The sequence below is a fragment of the Streptosporangium sp. G12 genome, assembly GCF_052983175.1.
Genome location: NZ_JBRIQO010000017.1, coordinates 1 through 15,591, shown reverse-complemented (window position 1 = coordinate 15,591; position 15,591 = coordinate 1). Strand labels below are relative to the sequence as shown.

14 protein-coding genes are annotated in these 15,591 nt (G+C 69.6%); 9 read left to right on the top strand and 5 right to left on the bottom strand.

From position 1 onward, the window contains the following. The first annotated feature begins 171 nt into the window (after positions 1 to 171). From ACVCAG_RS25070 to ACVCAG_RS25060, 3 genes are all read left to right on the top strand, one after another. The gene (locus ACVCAG_RS25070) at positions 172 to 1,080 is read left to right on the top strand and encodes an LCP family glycopolymer transferase (RefSeq protein WP_447190370.1); all 909 of its coding nucleotides are present in this window, start codon (positions 172 to 174) and stop codon (positions 1,078 to 1,080) included. Between the two features lie 164 nt (positions 1,081 to 1,244). Beyond that, entirely contained in the window at positions 1,245 to 1,484 is a 240-nt protein-coding gene (locus tag ACVCAG_RS25065; protein WP_447190369.1) for a hypothetical protein, read from the top strand. Positions 1,485 to 1,920: 436 nt separating this feature from the next. Continuing rightward, complete coding sequence (locus ACVCAG_RS25060; protein WP_447190368.1) at positions 1,921 to 2,541, top strand: TIGR04282 family arsenosugar biosynthesis glycosyltransferase; 621 nt, start codon at positions 1,921 to 1,923, stop codon at positions 2,539 to 2,541. Between the two features lie 28 nt (positions 2,542 to 2,569). Here the strand turns inward: ACVCAG_RS25060 and ACVCAG_RS25055 are convergent, their stop codons facing one another. After that, positions 2,570 to 3,856, bottom strand: coding sequence for an endonuclease Q family protein (locus ACVCAG_RS25055; RefSeq protein WP_440086660.1), 1,287 nt, complete (start codon positions 3,854 to 3,856; stop codon positions 2,570 to 2,572). A gap of 402 nt (positions 3,857 to 4,258) precedes the next feature. Between ACVCAG_RS25055 and ACVCAG_RS25050 the strand changes: the two genes are divergently transcribed. Together ACVCAG_RS25050 and ACVCAG_RS25045 are read left to right on the top strand one after the other, a co-directional pair. After that, positions 4,259 to 5,482 (top strand): helix-turn-helix domain-containing protein, encoded by a 1,224-nt coding sequence (locus ACVCAG_RS25050; protein WP_447190367.1) that lies wholly within the window; start codon positions 4,259 to 4,261, stop codon positions 5,480 to 5,482. 128 nt (positions 5,483 to 5,610) lie between these two features. Beyond that, a complete protein-coding gene (locus ACVCAG_RS25045; RefSeq protein WP_440086656.1) occupies positions 5,611 to 6,009 on the top strand; it encodes a hypothetical protein in 399 nt (132 codons plus the stop codon). 117 nt (positions 6,010 to 6,126) lie between these two features. Here ACVCAG_RS25045 and ACVCAG_RS25040 read toward each other — a convergent pair whose 3' ends face one another. The 4 genes from ACVCAG_RS25040 to ACVCAG_RS25025 form a co-directional block, all read right to left on the bottom strand. Next, the gene (locus ACVCAG_RS25040; RefSeq protein ID WP_440086655.1) at positions 6,127 to 6,663 is read right to left on the bottom strand and encodes an NUDIX hydrolase family protein; all 537 of its coding nucleotides are present in this window, start codon (positions 6,661 to 6,663) and stop codon (positions 6,127 to 6,129) included. A 178-nt stretch (positions 6,664 to 6,841) separates the two neighbouring features. Further along, positions 6,842 to 7,807: an acetylxylan esterase gene (locus ACVCAG_RS25035; RefSeq protein WP_447190366.1), complete on the bottom strand. Its 966-nt coding sequence runs from the start codon at positions 7,805 to 7,807 to the stop codon at positions 6,842 to 6,844. Positions 7,808 to 8,101: 294 nt separating this feature from the next. Next, positions 8,102 to 8,620: a flavin reductase gene (locus tag ACVCAG_RS25030; protein ID WP_440086652.1), complete on the bottom strand. Its 519-nt coding sequence runs from the start codon at positions 8,618 to 8,620 to the stop codon at positions 8,102 to 8,104. Positions 8,621 to 8,623: 3 nt separating this feature from the next. Then, positions 8,624 to 9,664, bottom strand: coding sequence for a MupA/Atu3671 family FMN-dependent luciferase-like monooxygenase (locus ACVCAG_RS25025; protein WP_440086651.1), 1,041 nt, complete (start codon positions 9,662 to 9,664; stop codon positions 8,624 to 8,626). 635 nt (positions 9,665 to 10,299) lie between these two features. On the opposite strand from ACVCAG_RS25025, the gene ACVCAG_RS25020 reads away from it, so the two are divergent. From ACVCAG_RS25020 to ACVCAG_RS25005, 4 genes are all read left to right on the top strand, one after another. Next, positions 10,300 to 11,817: a carboxyl transferase domain-containing protein gene (locus tag ACVCAG_RS25020; protein WP_440086830.1), complete on the top strand. Its 1,518-nt coding sequence runs from the start codon at positions 10,300 to 10,302 to the stop codon at positions 11,815 to 11,817. Beyond that, entirely contained in the window at positions 11,817 to 12,005 is a 189-nt protein-coding gene (locus ACVCAG_RS25015) for an acyl-CoA carboxylase subunit epsilon (RefSeq protein ID WP_440086649.1), read from the top strand. The genes ACVCAG_RS25020 and ACVCAG_RS25015 overlap by 1 nt, the downstream gene beginning before the upstream one ends. Positions 12,006 to 12,024: 19 nt before the next feature. Further along, the gene (locus tag ACVCAG_RS25010; RefSeq protein WP_440086648.1) at positions 12,025 to 12,765 is read left to right on the top strand and encodes an alpha/beta fold hydrolase; all 741 of its coding nucleotides are present in this window, start codon (positions 12,025 to 12,027) and stop codon (positions 12,763 to 12,765) included. 36 nt (positions 12,766 to 12,801) lie between these two features. Continuing rightward, a partial coding sequence (locus ACVCAG_RS25005; protein WP_447190365.1) for a type I polyketide synthase occupies positions 12,802 to 15,591 on the top strand: 2,790 nt, incomplete at its 3' end.

The following is a 15,591-nucleotide window of genomic DNA, read 5'->3' as shown; positions in this document are numbered from 1 at the left end:
GCAGGCCGGTTGACGGAGACCGGTCGGCCCGGCGAGGCCGGGTCCGGTGAAGCCGGCGCGGTCCGCGGGCAGGTCGTCTCGCGGACCGTGAACCCGGTCGGGGGGTCGTGGCGATACATCGCTGATCACTTTTCCGACGGGAAGGCCGGCCTTCATGCCATGGTGCCCGCGATGACCGCGCCACTCACCGCCCAGACTCGCGACTGCGACCTCATCGACGAGTCGCGGACCCACCCGGAGGCGTTCGCGGCGCTGTTCGACCGCTACTCCGGGATGCTCTACCGGTACGTCTCCCGGCGGCTGGGCCCGGAGATCGCCGAAGATCTCGTCGGCGAGACGTTCCTGGTCGCCTTCGCCCGCCGGAGCCACTACGACCTGGCCTACGCCGACGCCCGGCCGTGGCTCCGGCGGAAGACCCGGGTCGTCAACATCCCCAGGGACTCGATCGTCCGCATCCCCGCCTGCGAGTCCCCGGGCGGGTCGGCGCTTCCGGCCAGAACCGACATGATCAACTCGGCGTTCCACGCGGGCGGGCTGTCCTGCGCGTGGAAGACGGTCGAGTCGACCACGGGAATCCACGTCGACCACGCGGTGGAGATCCATTTCTCCGGGTTCAAGGGCATGGTCGACGCGCTCGGCGGGGTGGAGGTCACGCTGCCGCGGCCGGTGGACGATCGCAAGGCGAAGCTGCGGCTGCCCGCGGGAAGGCACATGCTCAACGGCGAGCAGGCGCTGGGTTACGTGCGGCTCCGCAACTTCGGCGACGGGACCGACCTGGAGCGGATCAAGCGCCAGCACCGGTTCATGAACGCGCTGGTCATGAAGGCGAGCGGTCTGCTGGACGAGCCCACGACGCTCTCCGCCCTCCTCGCCGAGGTGAAGAAGTCGATCAGGACCGACGCCGGGCTCGACCTGGGGACGATGTACGCCATCGCGCGGGGCATGGCGAAGTTCGAGCCCGGCTCGGTGACGTTCTCCACGGTTCCCACCCGTCCGCACCCCGAGGATCCGAACCGTCTCGCGTGGGACGGGGCCGCCGCCGAGCGGCTCTTCGCGGGGATCAGACGTGACGCCGGGTGAGCCGGAGGGCTTCTCGCCGCCGAGTGTCGGCGAGGACATAAGTGAATAAAAGGGATAGTCGTGCCGAATGTGGCTCGGTGTGAGTTTTGATGGTCGATGTGGTTCGTCTTTCCGGAAATAAGGCGATATCTCCGTGGAAACATCCGCACGTCATGGGAGAACCCATGTCCGTTGCCCGCTGTATCACCACCGCCGCCCTCGCCGCCCTCACGGTGGCGCTCACCGCGCCGATCGCGTCCGCCGCCCTCATCCCGCCCCGGCCCGCCGTGCCGGGCGAGTGCTCGCTCTTCGGGGCGGTGACCGTCAGGAAGGGCGATCGTACGGAGACCTGGACGTGGGGGCCGGGCCACCAGAGCTACCTCAGCAGTGAGAGCAGTTCCCGGACGTTCACGCAGACCATGTAGGAGTTCACGCAGGCCATGTGAGGGAGGGCCGGCCGGGGGGCCGTCGGCACCCGGCCGCCCGAATTTCCGATCATTCTCTGACCATGGGTCTGAACTGGTCATTTCTTGGCAGCGCGCCGCCGTCCCTCAAGGGTGAGCTCGTCCGGCGGTCTTAGCGTCGAACAATGGAGATCGACGTGGTGTCGCCCCGCCCGGACGAGCGGGCGGCTCTGACGCGCCGGGTCATGGCCGATCGAGCGGACGCATGAGCGGCGCGGGGAACGGGCGGTACGGCACCGGCCCGTTTCCGTACACCCGGGCCGAACTCTCCCGGGACGAAATACTCCATGGTTCCCGGGACGAAACACTCCGTGGCGAGGCGTCCCGGAACCAGAGAGCCTGGGGTGAGCCATCGCGGCGCGTACCGTCCCAGGGCGGGCTGCCCAGAGGGCAGGTCGTGGTGATCGCCGGAGAGCCGGTGGCCGGGAAGGCCAAGATCGGGCTGATCCCGCCCTTCACCGCGCATGAGGCCGCGGCACTGGCCGCCGCCGCCCTCGAGGACACGCTGCGCGCGGTCGCCCGCGTCCCGGTCGCCCGGCGCGTGCTCGCGCTCGACGGCGCCCCGGGACCCTGGCTCCCGCACGGGTTCACGGTGCTGCCGCAGCGCGGGAACGGGCCGGACGAGCGGCTCGCCGCGGCCCTCGACGACGCCCACCGGCTCCTGTGCGGGCCGGTCGTGCTCATCGGCATGGACACCCCGCAGGTCACCCCGGACATGCTGGTCTATGCGCTGTCCCTGCTCAGTGCCTACGACGCGGTGTTCGGCCCGGCGACGGACGGCGGGTTCTGGCTGCTCGGGCTGCGCGCCCTCGACCCCGCTCTCCTGCTCGGCGTCCCGATGTCGGAACCGACCGCCGGCGAGATCCAGCTGCGGAGGCTGGGGGAGGCCGGGTTGAGCGTCGCCCTGATGCCCCGTCTCACCGACGTGGACACCGCGGCGGACGCGTTCGTGGTGGCCGCGCAGGCCCCGCGGTCCTTTTTCGCCGCCACTCTCGCCAGGATGAGCGCGCTCCGGTGAGCGGGGCGCCGGGAGGCGGTACGGAAGCCTAGAAAAGCGTTGGGGCGGCGGCCTCGTCCGCCCGCTCCAGCTCGCCCGGCTCGAAGAGCCTGATCACGCCGTACGTGCCGTCGTACCCGGGTTCCCGGATCACCTCGCCGCGGCGCAGCCGCCCGACGGCCTCCGCGAGCGGCGGTGAGTGGGCCGCGATGTCGTCGACCGGTACGTCCTCCAGAATGCCCAGCTCGGGCCCCAGGGCGGCGGTGAGCCTGTCGACCTCCTTGAGGACCTTCTTGCTCTTCGACCCCACGTCGAGGATCTCGCCCACGATCTCCGGCAGCGGTACGAGGTTGCGGAAGCCCGCGACGCCCTCCGGCCGGAAACCGTCGGGCCGGTCGGCCAGTTCCTGGACCCGGTTCAGCACGCCCACCGTGAGCGGCTTCCCGCACACGGGGCAGATCCCGTCGCGCCCGCGCGTCTCCTCGGGCTCCATCCGGATGTCGCACTTGCGGTGCCCGTCGACGTGGTACTTGCCCTCCTCGGGGAAGAACTCGGTCGTTCCCGCGTACCCGGCCCCGGTCTGGAGCGCTCGCAGGACGGCGAAGTAGTCGAGGTCGGTCTCGAACACCGTGGTCTCGCGGCCGAGCATGGGCGGCGAGTGGGCGTCGGAGTGGCTGACCAGCCGGTAGCGGTCGAGGGCGGAGACCCGCCAGTTCATGGCCGGGTCGCTGGACAGCCCGGTCTCCAGCGCGAAGATGTGTTCGGAGAGCTCGCCGTAGCACTCCTCGATCGTGTCGAACCCGGACTTCGAGCCGAAGACGCCGAACCACGGCGTCCAGACGTGGGCGGGCACCAGGTAGGCGCCGTCGCCGCTGCTCAGGGTGATCTCCAGCAGGGCGCGGGAGTCCATGCCGAGGACGGGCCGCCCGTCCGCGCTCAGGTTGCCGATCCGTTCGAGCCTCGCGTTGAACGCCGCGGCCTCGTCGAAGCCCGGCATGTAGACCAGGTGGTGGATCTTGCGGGTGCGCTCGCCGCGCCGGTAGACCGTGGAGACCTCGGTGGACAGCATGAACCGCACCTGGTCGGAGGCCACCCCGGCGGGCGGCGGACCGAGGACGTCCGGAGCGCGTTCCTCGCGCAATCGGAACAACCCCGGCTCCGCCGGTACGAGGTTCTCGCGCAGCTGCTCGAACCACACCGGATGTGTGAAATCACCGGTGCCCATCAGCGCGACGCCCTTGCGCCGCGCCCACCATGTCAGATGTTCCAGATCACTGTCTCTGCTGCAGGCCCGGGCGTATTTCGAGTGAATGTGCAGGTCAGCATGAAACCGCATTCATCACATTCTGCCACAGGCCATATATGGAGCTCAGTGAGCAGCCGAACCAGCTCAGATCGGTGACGGTCTCCCCACTCCGCACCGCACGGACCCGCCGCGCACCACGGGTCCGCCGCGCTCCCCGGATTTCACGAGCTGTGGCGCGAAACCTCGGGAGGGCCGTGGAAGCGGGGCCGTCACCGCAGCGGCCGTCCCCACCGGCCCGGGTCCCGCGCGCTCGGCGCCCCCCCGGAAGATCGATCCGGCGGAACCCGGACAATCCGATGATCGTTTTCCTGTGAAAAAGACCGGCGGGTGATTTCACACCGGAAAGGGAACCGCTCAGCGGGAATGTTCATCTCGGCGGAACCGGTGGGCCGTTATCGTGGAGATGTCGCGCGAGCGCGGGGAGGTGCCGGGATGACAGGGCAGGAATGGGATCCCGATCCGGATGGTGAGAGCGAATCCACCGGTCGTCGAATCGCCAGGGCGCGTAAACGCAGAGGGCTCACCCAAATCGGTCTCGCGGCGAAAGCGAATGTTTCTCGTAGCTTGATCGCGCAGGTGGAGGCGGGTCACAAGCGGGCCACCCCATCGCTTGTCGCGGCCGTGGCGAGAGCCTGCACGGTCGACGCCGCCGAGATCGTCGGCCGGCCCCCCGGAGGGCCGGACAGGGGGGTGGACAGGCGCACCGAGGCGATGCACGCGGCGATGCCCCCCATCAGGCGGGCCCTGGCCTACGCCGACGTCTCCCCCGAGCTGGAGGTTCCTCCCAGGTCGCTCGACGAGCTCGCCGCGGAGCTGGTCAAACTCCAGAAACTACAGGGGGCCGCCGCGCACGTCCGCCTCGGTGCCCGCCTGCCCGCGAGCATCGAGGAGCTGACGGTCCACGCGGTCGAGTCGGACGCTCCGAGGGCGTGGCGCCTGCTGAACCACGCGTACGCCATAGCGGTGTCCCTGACCCGGCGTCTGGGCTACAGCGACCTGGCGCAGGTCGCCATCGAGCGGGCCGCGATCGCCGCGCCGCGCGCCGACGACCCGCACCTGCGGCATTTGGTCTCCCTGTCGCGCGCGTTGTTGCTGCTCACACTGGGGTCCGGTGACATCGCGTTGACCATGGTGAAGCGGGCGGCGGGTGAGGTGGACCGGTCGGAGACGGCGGGGCTGCAGGTCTACGGCTCCCTCCACCTGCGCGCCGCCGTCTCCGCCGCGCGGATGGGGCACGGAGCGGACGCCTGGGAGCACCACGGCCTCGCGGCGGAGGCGGCGGCGCGGCTCGACGCGCGGCCGAGACGCGACCCGTACGGGCTGCAGGTGAATCCCGTCAACGCGGTGATCCACGGATGCGCGGTGGCGACCGAACTCGGTGACCACGACACGGCGATTCGCCTCGACTCGGGGTTCACGCCGTCCTCCAGGCTCTACGCCGAACGCAGGGCGCATCACGAAATCGACATGTCCAGGACGCACCTGTTACTCAAAGAACACGACAAAGCGCTCAGACGAGTGCTCAACGCCGAGCGAATCGCCCCACAGATGGCGCGATTCCACCCCACGGCCAGAGAGGCCGTCAGGCAGTTGGGAACCTATTACCGGACCGTTCCCGAACAGCTGCGCGGCCTGGAAAGTCGAATGGCCTTCTAGTCTTATCCGGCGTTTTGTTCACGGGAAATCGTGAACACTGGTGGTGGCGATTCTTCATAAGGTCGTCGCGATGGTGAGAACCGCGACCCTCGCCGTCCGGATCCGGTGAGTCCGACCTTGGAGGATGGGTGACACGGCGTGTGGTGCGGGCTGAGTCCCGGGGGATGGTCGACGAGGCGACGGCGGAACGCCACGACAGGGCGCTGGCGGTCGTGCAGCGACTGCTGATCGAGCGGGGAATCCGCGCCCACCGCCACCACACGATGAGCCTGGGGTTCTTCGCCGCCCGCCCGGGGGCTCCCGCCTGGCCCGGACGGGCCGGCCTGCGCTCGCGGACGGACCGGCGTCCGCCCGAACTGGCCGTGATCGCTCAGGGGCGGCGCGCCGCCACGGTGACCATAGGTCCACGCTCCGGCTGCTACCTGGTGTCCGTCCGTGACGGCCCCAACCTCCACGCCGTCAGGCGGGAGCAGCCCCACCGGGTCGTGGAGCTGATCGTCACCGACCGGCTGGGCGAACCGTCGTGATCGTCAGGCCGTTCACCGGTCCCGAGGGCGTTCCGCCCCGAGGTCGGGTCGGACGGCACCGACCACTCGAGGGGCGCCCGCGCGGGAGGGCGGCCGCGCAGGGACGGGAGCGAGCGGTCAGGAAAGGCAGCCGACGTGGGCGAGGGCCTGCTTCAGCAGGACGCCCTGCCCGCCGAGCATCTCCTGCTGCACCAGCGGGGACGAGGCCTCCTCTGGGGTGAACCAGACAAGGTCGAGGGCGTCCTGCCGGGGGCGGCAGTCACCCGCGACCGGGACGACGTAGGCGAGGGAGACCGCGTGCTGCCGGGGATCGTGGTAGGGGGTGACGCCCTGGGTCGGGAAGTACTCGGCGATGGTGAACGGCTGCGGGGAGGCCGGGACGCGGGGCAACGCCGTCGAGCCGAGATCCTTCTCCAGGTGGCGCATGAGCGCGTCACGGACGCGCTCATGGTGAAGCACGCGGCCGGAGACGAGGGCGCGGCTGACCGCTCCGTCCGCCCCGATGCGCAGCAGCAGGCCGACACGCGTGACCACTCCCGTCTCGTCGACCCGCACCGGTACGGCGTCGATGTAGAGAATCGGCATCCGCGCGCGGGCCGACTCCAGTTCCTCGGGAGCGAGCCAGCCGGGCGTGGTTTCGGTCATTTCGGTCATTGACCGATCGTACGTCGCGGCCGGCTCGAAAACGCGTTCCCTCCCCGCAACCGGCCGTCGAAAGCCGGTACCGGCAGGCGCGGTACTTCAAGATCTCCTCGTCGACCGACGATCTTCCCGTTCCCGCACGGGTCCGGACCACGGAACGCCCGCACGCCTTCCCCGGCGGGGCTCGGGGTCAGAAGAGCCGTGAGAGCCACTCGGCCTGTTCGCGCTGCAGGAAGGCCTCGCCTCCCTCGTGGTCGTTCCACTCGTAGGCGATCATCTTTTTCCGGCCGCCGTAACGGTTGAAGGCCGCGTAGCCCCCCGAAGGCGGACAGGTCTCGTCACGCAACGCCACGCTGAACAGTGCCGGGCAGCTCGCACGGGGCGCGAGGACCGCGAGGTCGAAGTACGCGGTCATGGTCAGGGCCGCGTCGGCCTCGGCGCGATGGGTGCGGCACCACTTCACCAGCTCGGCGTAGGGGCCCTGCGTGGCGAGATGAGCCGAACGTCGGATGTCGCAGAGAAAGGGGACGTTGGGCATCGTGCCCGCGACCGTCGGGTGCAGGGCCGCGGCGGCGAGTGCCAGCGCGCCACCCTGGCTGGTTCCGGTCGTCACGAGCCGCTCCCGATCGGCGAAGGGAAGCAGCGCGGCCGCGTCCACCGCGCGGACCGCGTCGGTGAAGAGACGGCGGTAGTAGTAGGAGTCGCGGTCCGGCAGCCCGTCGGTCAGGAACCCCGGGACGCGCGGACTCCCCGAGGTGCCCGTGTCGGGGGTGTCTCCCGTACGCCAGGCGCTGCCCTGACCGCGGGTGTCCATGACCAGGTGCGGATGGCCGACCGCGGACCAGTAGAGCCACTCGTGGGGGAGGCCGCGGCCGCCTCCGTAGCCGATGTACTCGATGACGGTCGCCCGGGTGCCGTCGGCGTCCTTCGGCACGAGATACCACGCGCGGATCGGCTGGCCGCCGAACCCCGCGAAGGTGACGTCGTAGACGGCCACGGACCGCAGGGGGGTGTCCTCGACCGGCTCCGCCGTCACGTTCAACGGGTGGCCGGCGGCCTCGTCCAGAGTCTTCTGCCAGAACTCGTGGAGATCTTCTGGTGTGTACAGGTTCGGTAAGTAGTTCGCGATGTCGTCCAGGGGTAGTTCCCAGCCCATGGGCCGCCCTCCGTGTTCCTCTCAGAATGTCGCCCGACCCCGGTCGCGACCGTACAGGATCGATGTGGCCGAGGCGATCGCGCCGACGTCCGGGAGGGACCGGAGCATCGCGCGGGGAAGGCGGTCGCGCCGCCGCTCGCGCCGCAGAGGAAGCGCGCGTCGTATCCGACGCCGCCCTGCCTGAGCCCCCGGCGCCTGCGGGGTGCTCATCGTGTCAAGGATGCGGGCAGGGGGCGGGCCGCACGGCAAAAGCCCAGGTCCGGATATGGGCCTGGGCTTTGTGCGGGGTAGGGGTCACGAGACCGTCTGGAGGGTCCGGCAGGGCGTGGTCAGGGCGTCGGCGCACACCCGGTGCAGCTGTCCCTGATGGAAGACCAGCGGCTCCCCGTCGCCGTCGTTCGTGGCCAGTGAGGTCACCCTGGCGAGGATCAACTCGTGGTCTCCCACCAGGTGGCTCGTCTCCAGGACGCAGTCGATCCACGCCAGCGCGCCGTCGATCGCCAGATGGCCGCTCTCCTTCGTGGACCAGCCGATGCCGGCGAACCGGTCGGCGCCCCTGGTCGCGAACGATCGGCACACCCCCGCCTGCTCGACGCTCAACAGGCTGATGGTGAAGGCGCCCACGGCCCTGATCCGCGGCCACGTGGTCGAGGTGTGAGCGGCGCAGAAGGCCACGATCGGCGGGTCGAGGGAGACCGAGGTGAAGGAGTTGACCGTGAAACCGCACGGCTCGCCGTCCGACATCGCGGCGATCACCACCACCCCGGTCGGGTACTGGCCGAGCACGCGCCGCATTCTCAGGCTATCGATCATCACTCACCGCGCTTCCCACGTCCGCTTGAGCCGGTCGAGATGGTTGAGGCTGTCGAGCACGGTGTCCGTGTCGGGGACGAAGTCGACGAGACAGCCGATCTCGTCGACGCCGATCTTCTCGAGGGAGTGCAGCAGGGTCATGCCGTCGTCGACGGTGCCGAAGAGGCCACCGGTGTCGAAGTAGCGGTCGAAGGAGATCTCGAGGAGGAACTCGATGTCCTCGGAGTCCATCGATTCCGGGTCCAGACCGGGAATCAGCTCCTCGGCCGCCTTCATGACCAGCCCGATCGAGCTGCGCAGGTAGTCGGTGAACGGCTGGTGGACCACCTCGCGCACGCGGGCCCGGTCCTCGCCGAGGAAGGTGTGCAGCATCAGCACGACATGGCCGGTGCCGCCGTGGTTCCTGGCGAAGTGCTCGCGGTAGTCGGCGACCTTGTGCGCCAGCTCGTCCAGGCTCTGGCCGAGCAGGTGCGTGAGGATGCCGACGCCGAGCTCGCCCGCCTGGCGGAACGTCTGGGGGTTGCCCGAGCTGGTGAGCCATGTCGGCAGTTCCGGCTGGATCGGAGCCGGATGGGTCCGGAGCTTGACCGGCTCGCCGGCGCCGTCGTTCACCTCCACCGACTCCTGGCGCCACAGGCGCCGCACGGTGTCGACCGTCTCGGTCGTCACCTGCCTGCGGTTGCCGTAGTTCTCCGGCCGGAGCGCGAAGTCGTCCAGGTGCCAGCCGGTCGCGAAGGCGATGCCGGCGCGGCCGCCGGACAGGTTGTCCACGACCGCCCATTCCTCGGCGATGCGTGCCGGATGGTGCAGCGGGGCCACGACGCTTCCGGCGCGGATCGCGACGTGCTCCGTCACGGCCGCGATGGCCGCGCCGGTGACGGCGGGGTTGGGGTAGCGGCCACCGAACTCATGGAAGTGCCGTTCCGGCGTCCACACCGCGGAGAAACCGTGGGTGTCGGCGAATCGGGCCCCTTCCAGCAACAGCCGGTACTGATCGGTTCCTGCCCTTGCCTCGTCAGCGAAATAGAAAAGGCCAAAGTCCAACGGTTTCTCCCAACGTGCTGTAGGGCTCGCATGGAGCACACGCTCGTATACGGCCAAGCGGCACCATTATTTGCCGGATCGGAGAAGCCGAGTAACCCCTAGGATCCACTAAACGGGCGGGGCCGTGCGCGGCGCGAGCCCGGTGGCCTCCGGTTTCCATCCGCCCCCATCCGCGCGGGCAGCCGGCGCGGACCTCTTCCGAGCACGCGTCGTCGCGGACGGTGCCGCGCGAAACACCCAGGTGACCGCATCACGGCTGTGGCGCCGCACCCGGGTCGCGGCCGACGACGAGTTCGGCCGCGCGGTCGCACCGGATCGGCGGCAGGGGTTCACCCCGCTCACGGCACCCCGTGCCGCCCGCCGCCGGGCACCGGCCCCTTACCCCACCGGCCGGTGTAGGGGACTTCGTAGGGGAATACCGGCCCGATCTTTAGGGGCGAGCCCCGGTAGCTACGCCGCTGTCTCATGGGCTGGAATGAGGCGTGAATGAGGCGGGGCATCCGTTCACGAAATGAATGGCGCATTGTCGAATATCCCTGCTTATTGGCCGAGAGGATATACGCAACGTGACTCTTACCACAGAACGCGGCCTGGAAACACCTCTCTCGCTGCGGGAGAGGGTCGCCGAACTCGGGATGCTCAAGGATCAGGCACGCGGCGGTGATGTTCAGTCGGCCACGGAGCAGCAGCGAGCCAAGGGCAAGCTCACCGTCGACGAACGGCTGGAACTGCTCTTCGATCCCGGTAGCTTCACCGAGATCGAGCAGCTGCGCAGGCACCGGGCGAGCGGCTTCGGCATGGAGAACAGGCGACCGTACACCGATGGCGTCGTGACCGGGTGGGGCACCGTACACGGACGCACCGTTTTCGCCTACGCCCACGACTTCCGGATCTTCGGCGGCTCGCTCGGTGAGGCGCACGCCCAGAAGATCCACAAGCTGATGGACCTCGCGGCGGCGACGGGCGCGCCGCTCGTCAGCCTCAGCGACGGGGCCGGCGCCAGGATCCAGGAGGGCGTGACCGCTCTGGCCGGCTACGGCGGGATCTTCCAGCGCAACGTACGGGCCTCCGGGGTCATCCCGCAGATCAGCGTGATGCTCGGCCCGTGCGCCGGTGGCGCCACCTACTCGCCGGCGCTCACCGACTTCACCTTCATGGTCGACGGCATCTCGCAGATGTACATCACCGGCCCGAGCGTGGTCGAGGCCGTGACCGGCGAGAAGATCAGCCACGACGGGCTCGGCGGCGCCCAGGTGCACGGAACGCTCTCCGGGGCCGCCGGATTCGTCTACGACAACGAGGTGGACTGCCTCGAGGAGGTCCGCTACCTGCTGTCCCTCCTGCCGGCCAACAACCGCGAGGCGCCGCCCGACCTGCCGACGGACGACCCGGCCGACCGGCGCTGCGACGCCCTCCTCGACATCGTGCCCGTCGAGCTCAGCAGGTCGTACGACATCCGCGAGGTCATCAGGGAGATCGTCGATCTCGGTGACTTCTTCGAGGTGCACACCCTGTGGGCGACCAACGTCATCTGCGCCCTGGCCAGGATCGACGGCCACGTGGTGGGAATCGTGGCGAACCAGCCCTCCTCGCTGGCCGGCGCGCTGGACATCGACGCCTCGGAGAAGGCGGCGAGATTCGTCCAGTTCTGCGACGCGTTCAGCATCCCGCTGGTCACCCTGGTCGACGTGCCCGGCTTCCTGCCGGGCAAGGACCAGGAGCACGCCGGCATCATCAGGCACGGGGCGAAGCTGCTGTACGCGTACTGCAACGCCACCGTTCCCCGTATCCAGGTCATCCTGCGCAAGGCGTACGGCGGGGCCTACATCGTGATGGACTCCCGTTCCATCGGTGCGGACCTGTCCTTCGCCTGGCCGACGAACGAGATCGCCGTCATGGGCGCCGAGGGCGCGGCGAACGTCGTGTTCCGCAAGGAGATCGCCGCGGCCGACGACCCCGAGATGATGCGCGCCGAGATGATCAAGGAGTACCGGCAGGAGCTCATGCACGCCTACTACGCCGCGGAGCGCGGCCTGGTGGACGACGTGATCGACCCGGCCGAGACCAGGGCGGTCCTGGCCCGGTCGCTCGCGATGCTCCGCGCGAAGAACGCGAAGGTCCCGTACCGCAAGCACGGAAACCTGCCGATGTGATGGCCGGCGACGACGTCATGTTCCGGTTCGTACGCGGTGAGCCCGACCAGGAAGAGGTGGCCGCGGTGATGGCGGCCCTGTCGCGCACCTTCGCGAGCCGGCCCCAGGACGGCGACGCCTCCGCTCATCTCCCTTCCTGGAATGAGCCGGAAGTCTTCGAGGCGCCGAATTCATGGTCCTCCCGGTGAACCAGGAGAAGGAGTACAAATGATCACCGAAACCGGAACGTGGCTGCGGTCGTTCCAGGCCGCGCCGCCGTTCGCCACCCGCCTGATCTGTTTCCCGCACGCGGGCGGCTCGGCCTCGTATTTCCACCCCGTCGCCAAACAGCTCTCCTCGCTGGACGTGCTGGCCGTCCAGTACCCGGGCAGGCAGGAACGCCGCCACGAGCCGTGCATCGACGACATCGCGACGCTCGCGGACCGGCTCGTCGAGGAGATCATCCCACTGGCCGACCGGCCGATGGCCTTCTTCGGCCACAGCATGGGCGCCGTGGTCGCGTTCGAGGTGTCCAGGAGGCTGCTGACACATGGCATCTCACCGCTGGTGCTGTTCGCCTCGGGCCGGCGCGCGCCCTCCTGCACGCGCAACGAGACGGTGCACAAGGAGGGCGACCAGGCGCTCCTGGCCGAGGTGCGGCGACTCGGCGGGACCGACCTGCGCATGCTGAACGACCCCGAGGTCGTGAGCATGATCCTGCCCTCGCTGCGCGGCGACTACAAGGCGATCATGACCTACCGATGCCAGCCCGGAATCAAGATCGACGCGCCCGTCATCGCGTTGGTCGGTGACAACGACCCCCATGTCTCGCTGGACGAGGCGATCCGCTGGAAGGAACACACCAGCGGCGCCTTCGACATGCAGGTCTTCCGCGGCGGCCACTTCTACCTGAACTCCCACGCCCCAGCGGTGATGCGGACGATCACCGAAAGCATCCCGAGCGCGTAGTCCCACTTTCGATAGCGCGAAGAGTACGAGGCGAGCATGACTGCGAACGACACCAAGCTCATCGAGGCCCTGCGTTCCTCGCTGAAGGAGACAGAACGGCTGCGCGCGCAGAATCGTTCTCTCACCGACGCGGCGCGCGAGCCGATCGCGATCGTCGGGATGGCCTGCCGGTTCCCCGGTGGGGTGTCCTCGCCCGAGGGTCTGTGGGATCTGGTGGACGCCGGTGCCGACGCGATCGGCGAGTTCCCCGGCGACCGCGGCTGGGATCTGGAGCGGCTCTACGACACCGACCCCGACAACCGGGGCACCTCGTACTCGCGGTCCGGCGGGTTCCTGCACGACGCCGGCGAGTTCGACGCGGGCTTCTTCGGGATCAGCCCGCGTGAGGCGCTCGCGATGGATCCGCAGCAGCGGTTGCTGCTGGAGACCTCGTGGGAGGCGGTCGAGCGGGCGGGCCTGGATCCGGTGGGGCTGCGCGGCAGCCGGACCGGTGTCTTCGCGGGTGTGATGTACCACGACTACGCGCCCCAGCTCTCGGACGTGCCGAGTGAGCTGGAAGGCCTGATGGGCACCGGCAACTCGGGCAGCATCGCCTCCGGCCGGGTGTCGTACACGTTCGGGTTCGAGGGCCCTGCGGTCACGGTCGACACCGCGTGCTCGTCGTCGCTGGTGGCGCTGCACCTGGCCGTCCAGGCGTTGAGGTCGGGCGAGTGCGACCTGGCGCTGGCCGGCGGGGCGACCGTGATGGCGACTCCGGCGACTTTTGTGGAGTTCTCCCGCCAGCGTGGCCTGTCGGTGGACGGTCGGTGCAAGGCGTTCTCCGCGGAGGCCGACGGCACCGGCTGGGCCGAGGGCGTGGGCATGCTGCTGGTCGAGCGGCTGTCGGACGCTCGCCGCAACGGCCACCGGGTGCTGGCCGTGGTGCGGGGCAGCGCAGTCAACCAGGACGGTGCGAGCAACGGGCTGACGGCGCCGAACGGTCCCTCGCAGCAGCGGGTGATCCGTCAGGCGCTGGCGAACGCCGGTCTGTCGACGGCGGATGTCGACGCCGTGGAGGCGCACGGTACGGGTACCAGGCTGGGTGACCCGATCGAGGCGCAGGCCATCCTGGCCACGTACGGCCAGGACCGTCCTGAGGATCGGCCGCTCTGGCTGGGGTCGCTGAAGTCGAACATCGGTCACACCCAGGCCGCCGCCGGTGTCGGCGGTGTGATCAAGATGGTGATGGCGATGCGGCACGGGACGCTGCCGCAGACGCTGCACGTCGACGCGCCGTCGCCGTACGTGGACTGGTCGGCGGGCGCGGTGGAGCTGCTGACCGAGCCTCGGTCGTGGGATGTGGATGACCGTCCGCGCCGGGCCGGTGTCTCGTCCTTCGGGGTGAGCGGGACGAACGCGCATGTGATCATCGAGCAGGGTTCGGTGGAGGCCGAGGTCGAGGCCGGTGTTGTCGAGCTGCCGGTGACGCCGTGGCTGATCTCGGCCAAGACTCCGGAGGCGCTGCGGGGGCAGGCTTCCCGGCTCGCCTCCTGGGTGGAGGAGCGGCCGGAGCTGGACGTGGCCGATGCCGCTTGGACGTTGGCGAGCGGTCGTTCGGTGCTGGAGCAGCGTGCGGTGGTGGTGGGCGCCGACCGGGTCGAGCTACTGACCGGGCTGCGTGCCCTGGCCGAGGGCACGGCGACGCCGGAGGTGGCCGGTGGCGGGTTGGCGATGTTGTTCGCCGGTCAGGGCAGCCAGCGGGTGGGCATGGGCCGTGAGCTGGCCGCCGCGTTCCCGGTGTTCGCCGACGCCCTGGACGAGGTTTGTGCGTTGTTGCCGGGGTCGGTGCGTGAGGCGATGTTCTCCGACTCCGACGGCGTGTTGAACGAGACGGGGATGACCCAGCCGGCGCTGTTCGCCTTCGAGGTCGCCCTGTATCGCCTGCTCACCTCGCTGGGGGTGACCCCGGACGTGCTGGTGGGTCACTCGGTGGGGGAGATCGCCGCCGCTCATGTGGCGGGGGTGCTGTCGCTGCCCGATGCGTGTGCTCTGGTTTCCGCGCGGGCGCGGTTGATGCAGGGGCTGCCGCAGGGTGGGGCGATGCTGGCCGTCGCCGCCCCTGAGGCGGAGGTCCTTCCCCTGCTGGAGGGCCGCGAGGATGTGAGCATCGCGGCGGTGAACGGCCCGGAGGCCGTGGTGATCTCCGGTAGTGAGGCCGCGGTGGAGGAGATCGCCGCTCTGGTGAGTGCCCGCACCCGACGCCTGCGCGTGTCGCATGCCTTCCACTCGCCGTTGATGGAGCCGATGCTCGCCGAATTCGAGCAGATCGTCTCCGCTTTGACTTTCAGCGAGCCGGCCATTCCTGTCGTCTCCAACGTGACGGGCCGGCCCGCCGAGCCGGGGCTGTTGACCGATCCGGCGTACTGGGTGCGGCATGTGCGGGAGGCGGTGCGCTTCGCCGATGGGGTGGCCGCCTGCCAGGCGAGTGTGTTCGTGGAGGTAGGACCGGACGCCACCCTGACCGCGCTGGCCCAGCAGAGCGTCGAGAACGGAGCCTTCGTTCCGGCCGCTCGCAAGGACCGGGACGAGGTCCGGGCACTGGTCGAGGCACTGGGCCGCCTGCACACCCACGGCGTGACCGTCGACTGGCGAGCGATCCTCACCCCGAGAGCGCAGATCGACCTGCCGACGTACGCGTTCCAGCGGGAGCGGTTCTGGATTCCGGTGCGTGGTGGGGTCGGGGAGATGAGTGCCGCGGGTCTGGGTGCGGTCGATCATCCGTTGTTGAGTGCGGTGACGGAGGTCGCCGGTGGTGGGTCGGTGGTCTTCAGTGGCCGCTTGTCTCCT

Excerpts from the sequence above, each read along its gene's own strand:
- ACVCAG_RS25070 (WP_447190370.1), top strand. The coding sequence starts at position 172 with ATGACCGCGCCACTCACCGCCCAGACTCGCGACTGCGACCTCATCGAC.
- ACVCAG_RS25065 (WP_447190369.1), top strand. The coding sequence starts at position 1,245 with ATGTCCGTTGCCCGCTGTATCACCACCGCCGCCCTCGCCGCCCTCACG.
- ACVCAG_RS25055 (WP_440086660.1), bottom strand. The coding sequence starts at position 3,856 with ATGCGGTTTCATGCTGACCTGCACATTCACTCGAAATACGCCCGGGCC.
- ACVCAG_RS25050 (WP_447190367.1), top strand. The coding sequence starts at position 4,259 with ATGACAGGGCAGGAATGGGATCCCGATCCGGATGGTGAGAGCGAATCC.
- ACVCAG_RS25040 (WP_440086655.1), bottom strand. The coding sequence starts at position 6,663 with ATGACCGAAATGACCGAAACCACGCCCGGCTGGCTCGCTCCCGAGGAA.
- ACVCAG_RS25035 (WP_447190366.1), bottom strand. The coding sequence starts at position 7,807 with ATGGGCTGGGAACTACCCCTGGACGACATCGCGAACTACTTACCGAAC.
- ACVCAG_RS25030 (WP_440086652.1), bottom strand. The coding sequence starts at position 8,620 with ATGATCGATAGCCTGAGAATGCGGCGCGTGCTCGGCCAGTACCCGACC.
- ACVCAG_RS25020 (WP_440086830.1), top strand. The coding sequence starts at position 10,300 with ATGCTCAAGGATCAGGCACGCGGCGGTGATGTTCAGTCGGCCACGGAG.
- ACVCAG_RS25015 (WP_440086649.1), top strand. The coding sequence starts at position 11,817 with ATGGCCGGCGACGACGTCATGTTCCGGTTCGTACGCGGTGAGCCCGAC.
- ACVCAG_RS25010 (WP_440086648.1), top strand. The coding sequence starts at position 12,025 with ATGATCACCGAAACCGGAACGTGGCTGCGGTCGTTCCAGGCCGCGCCG.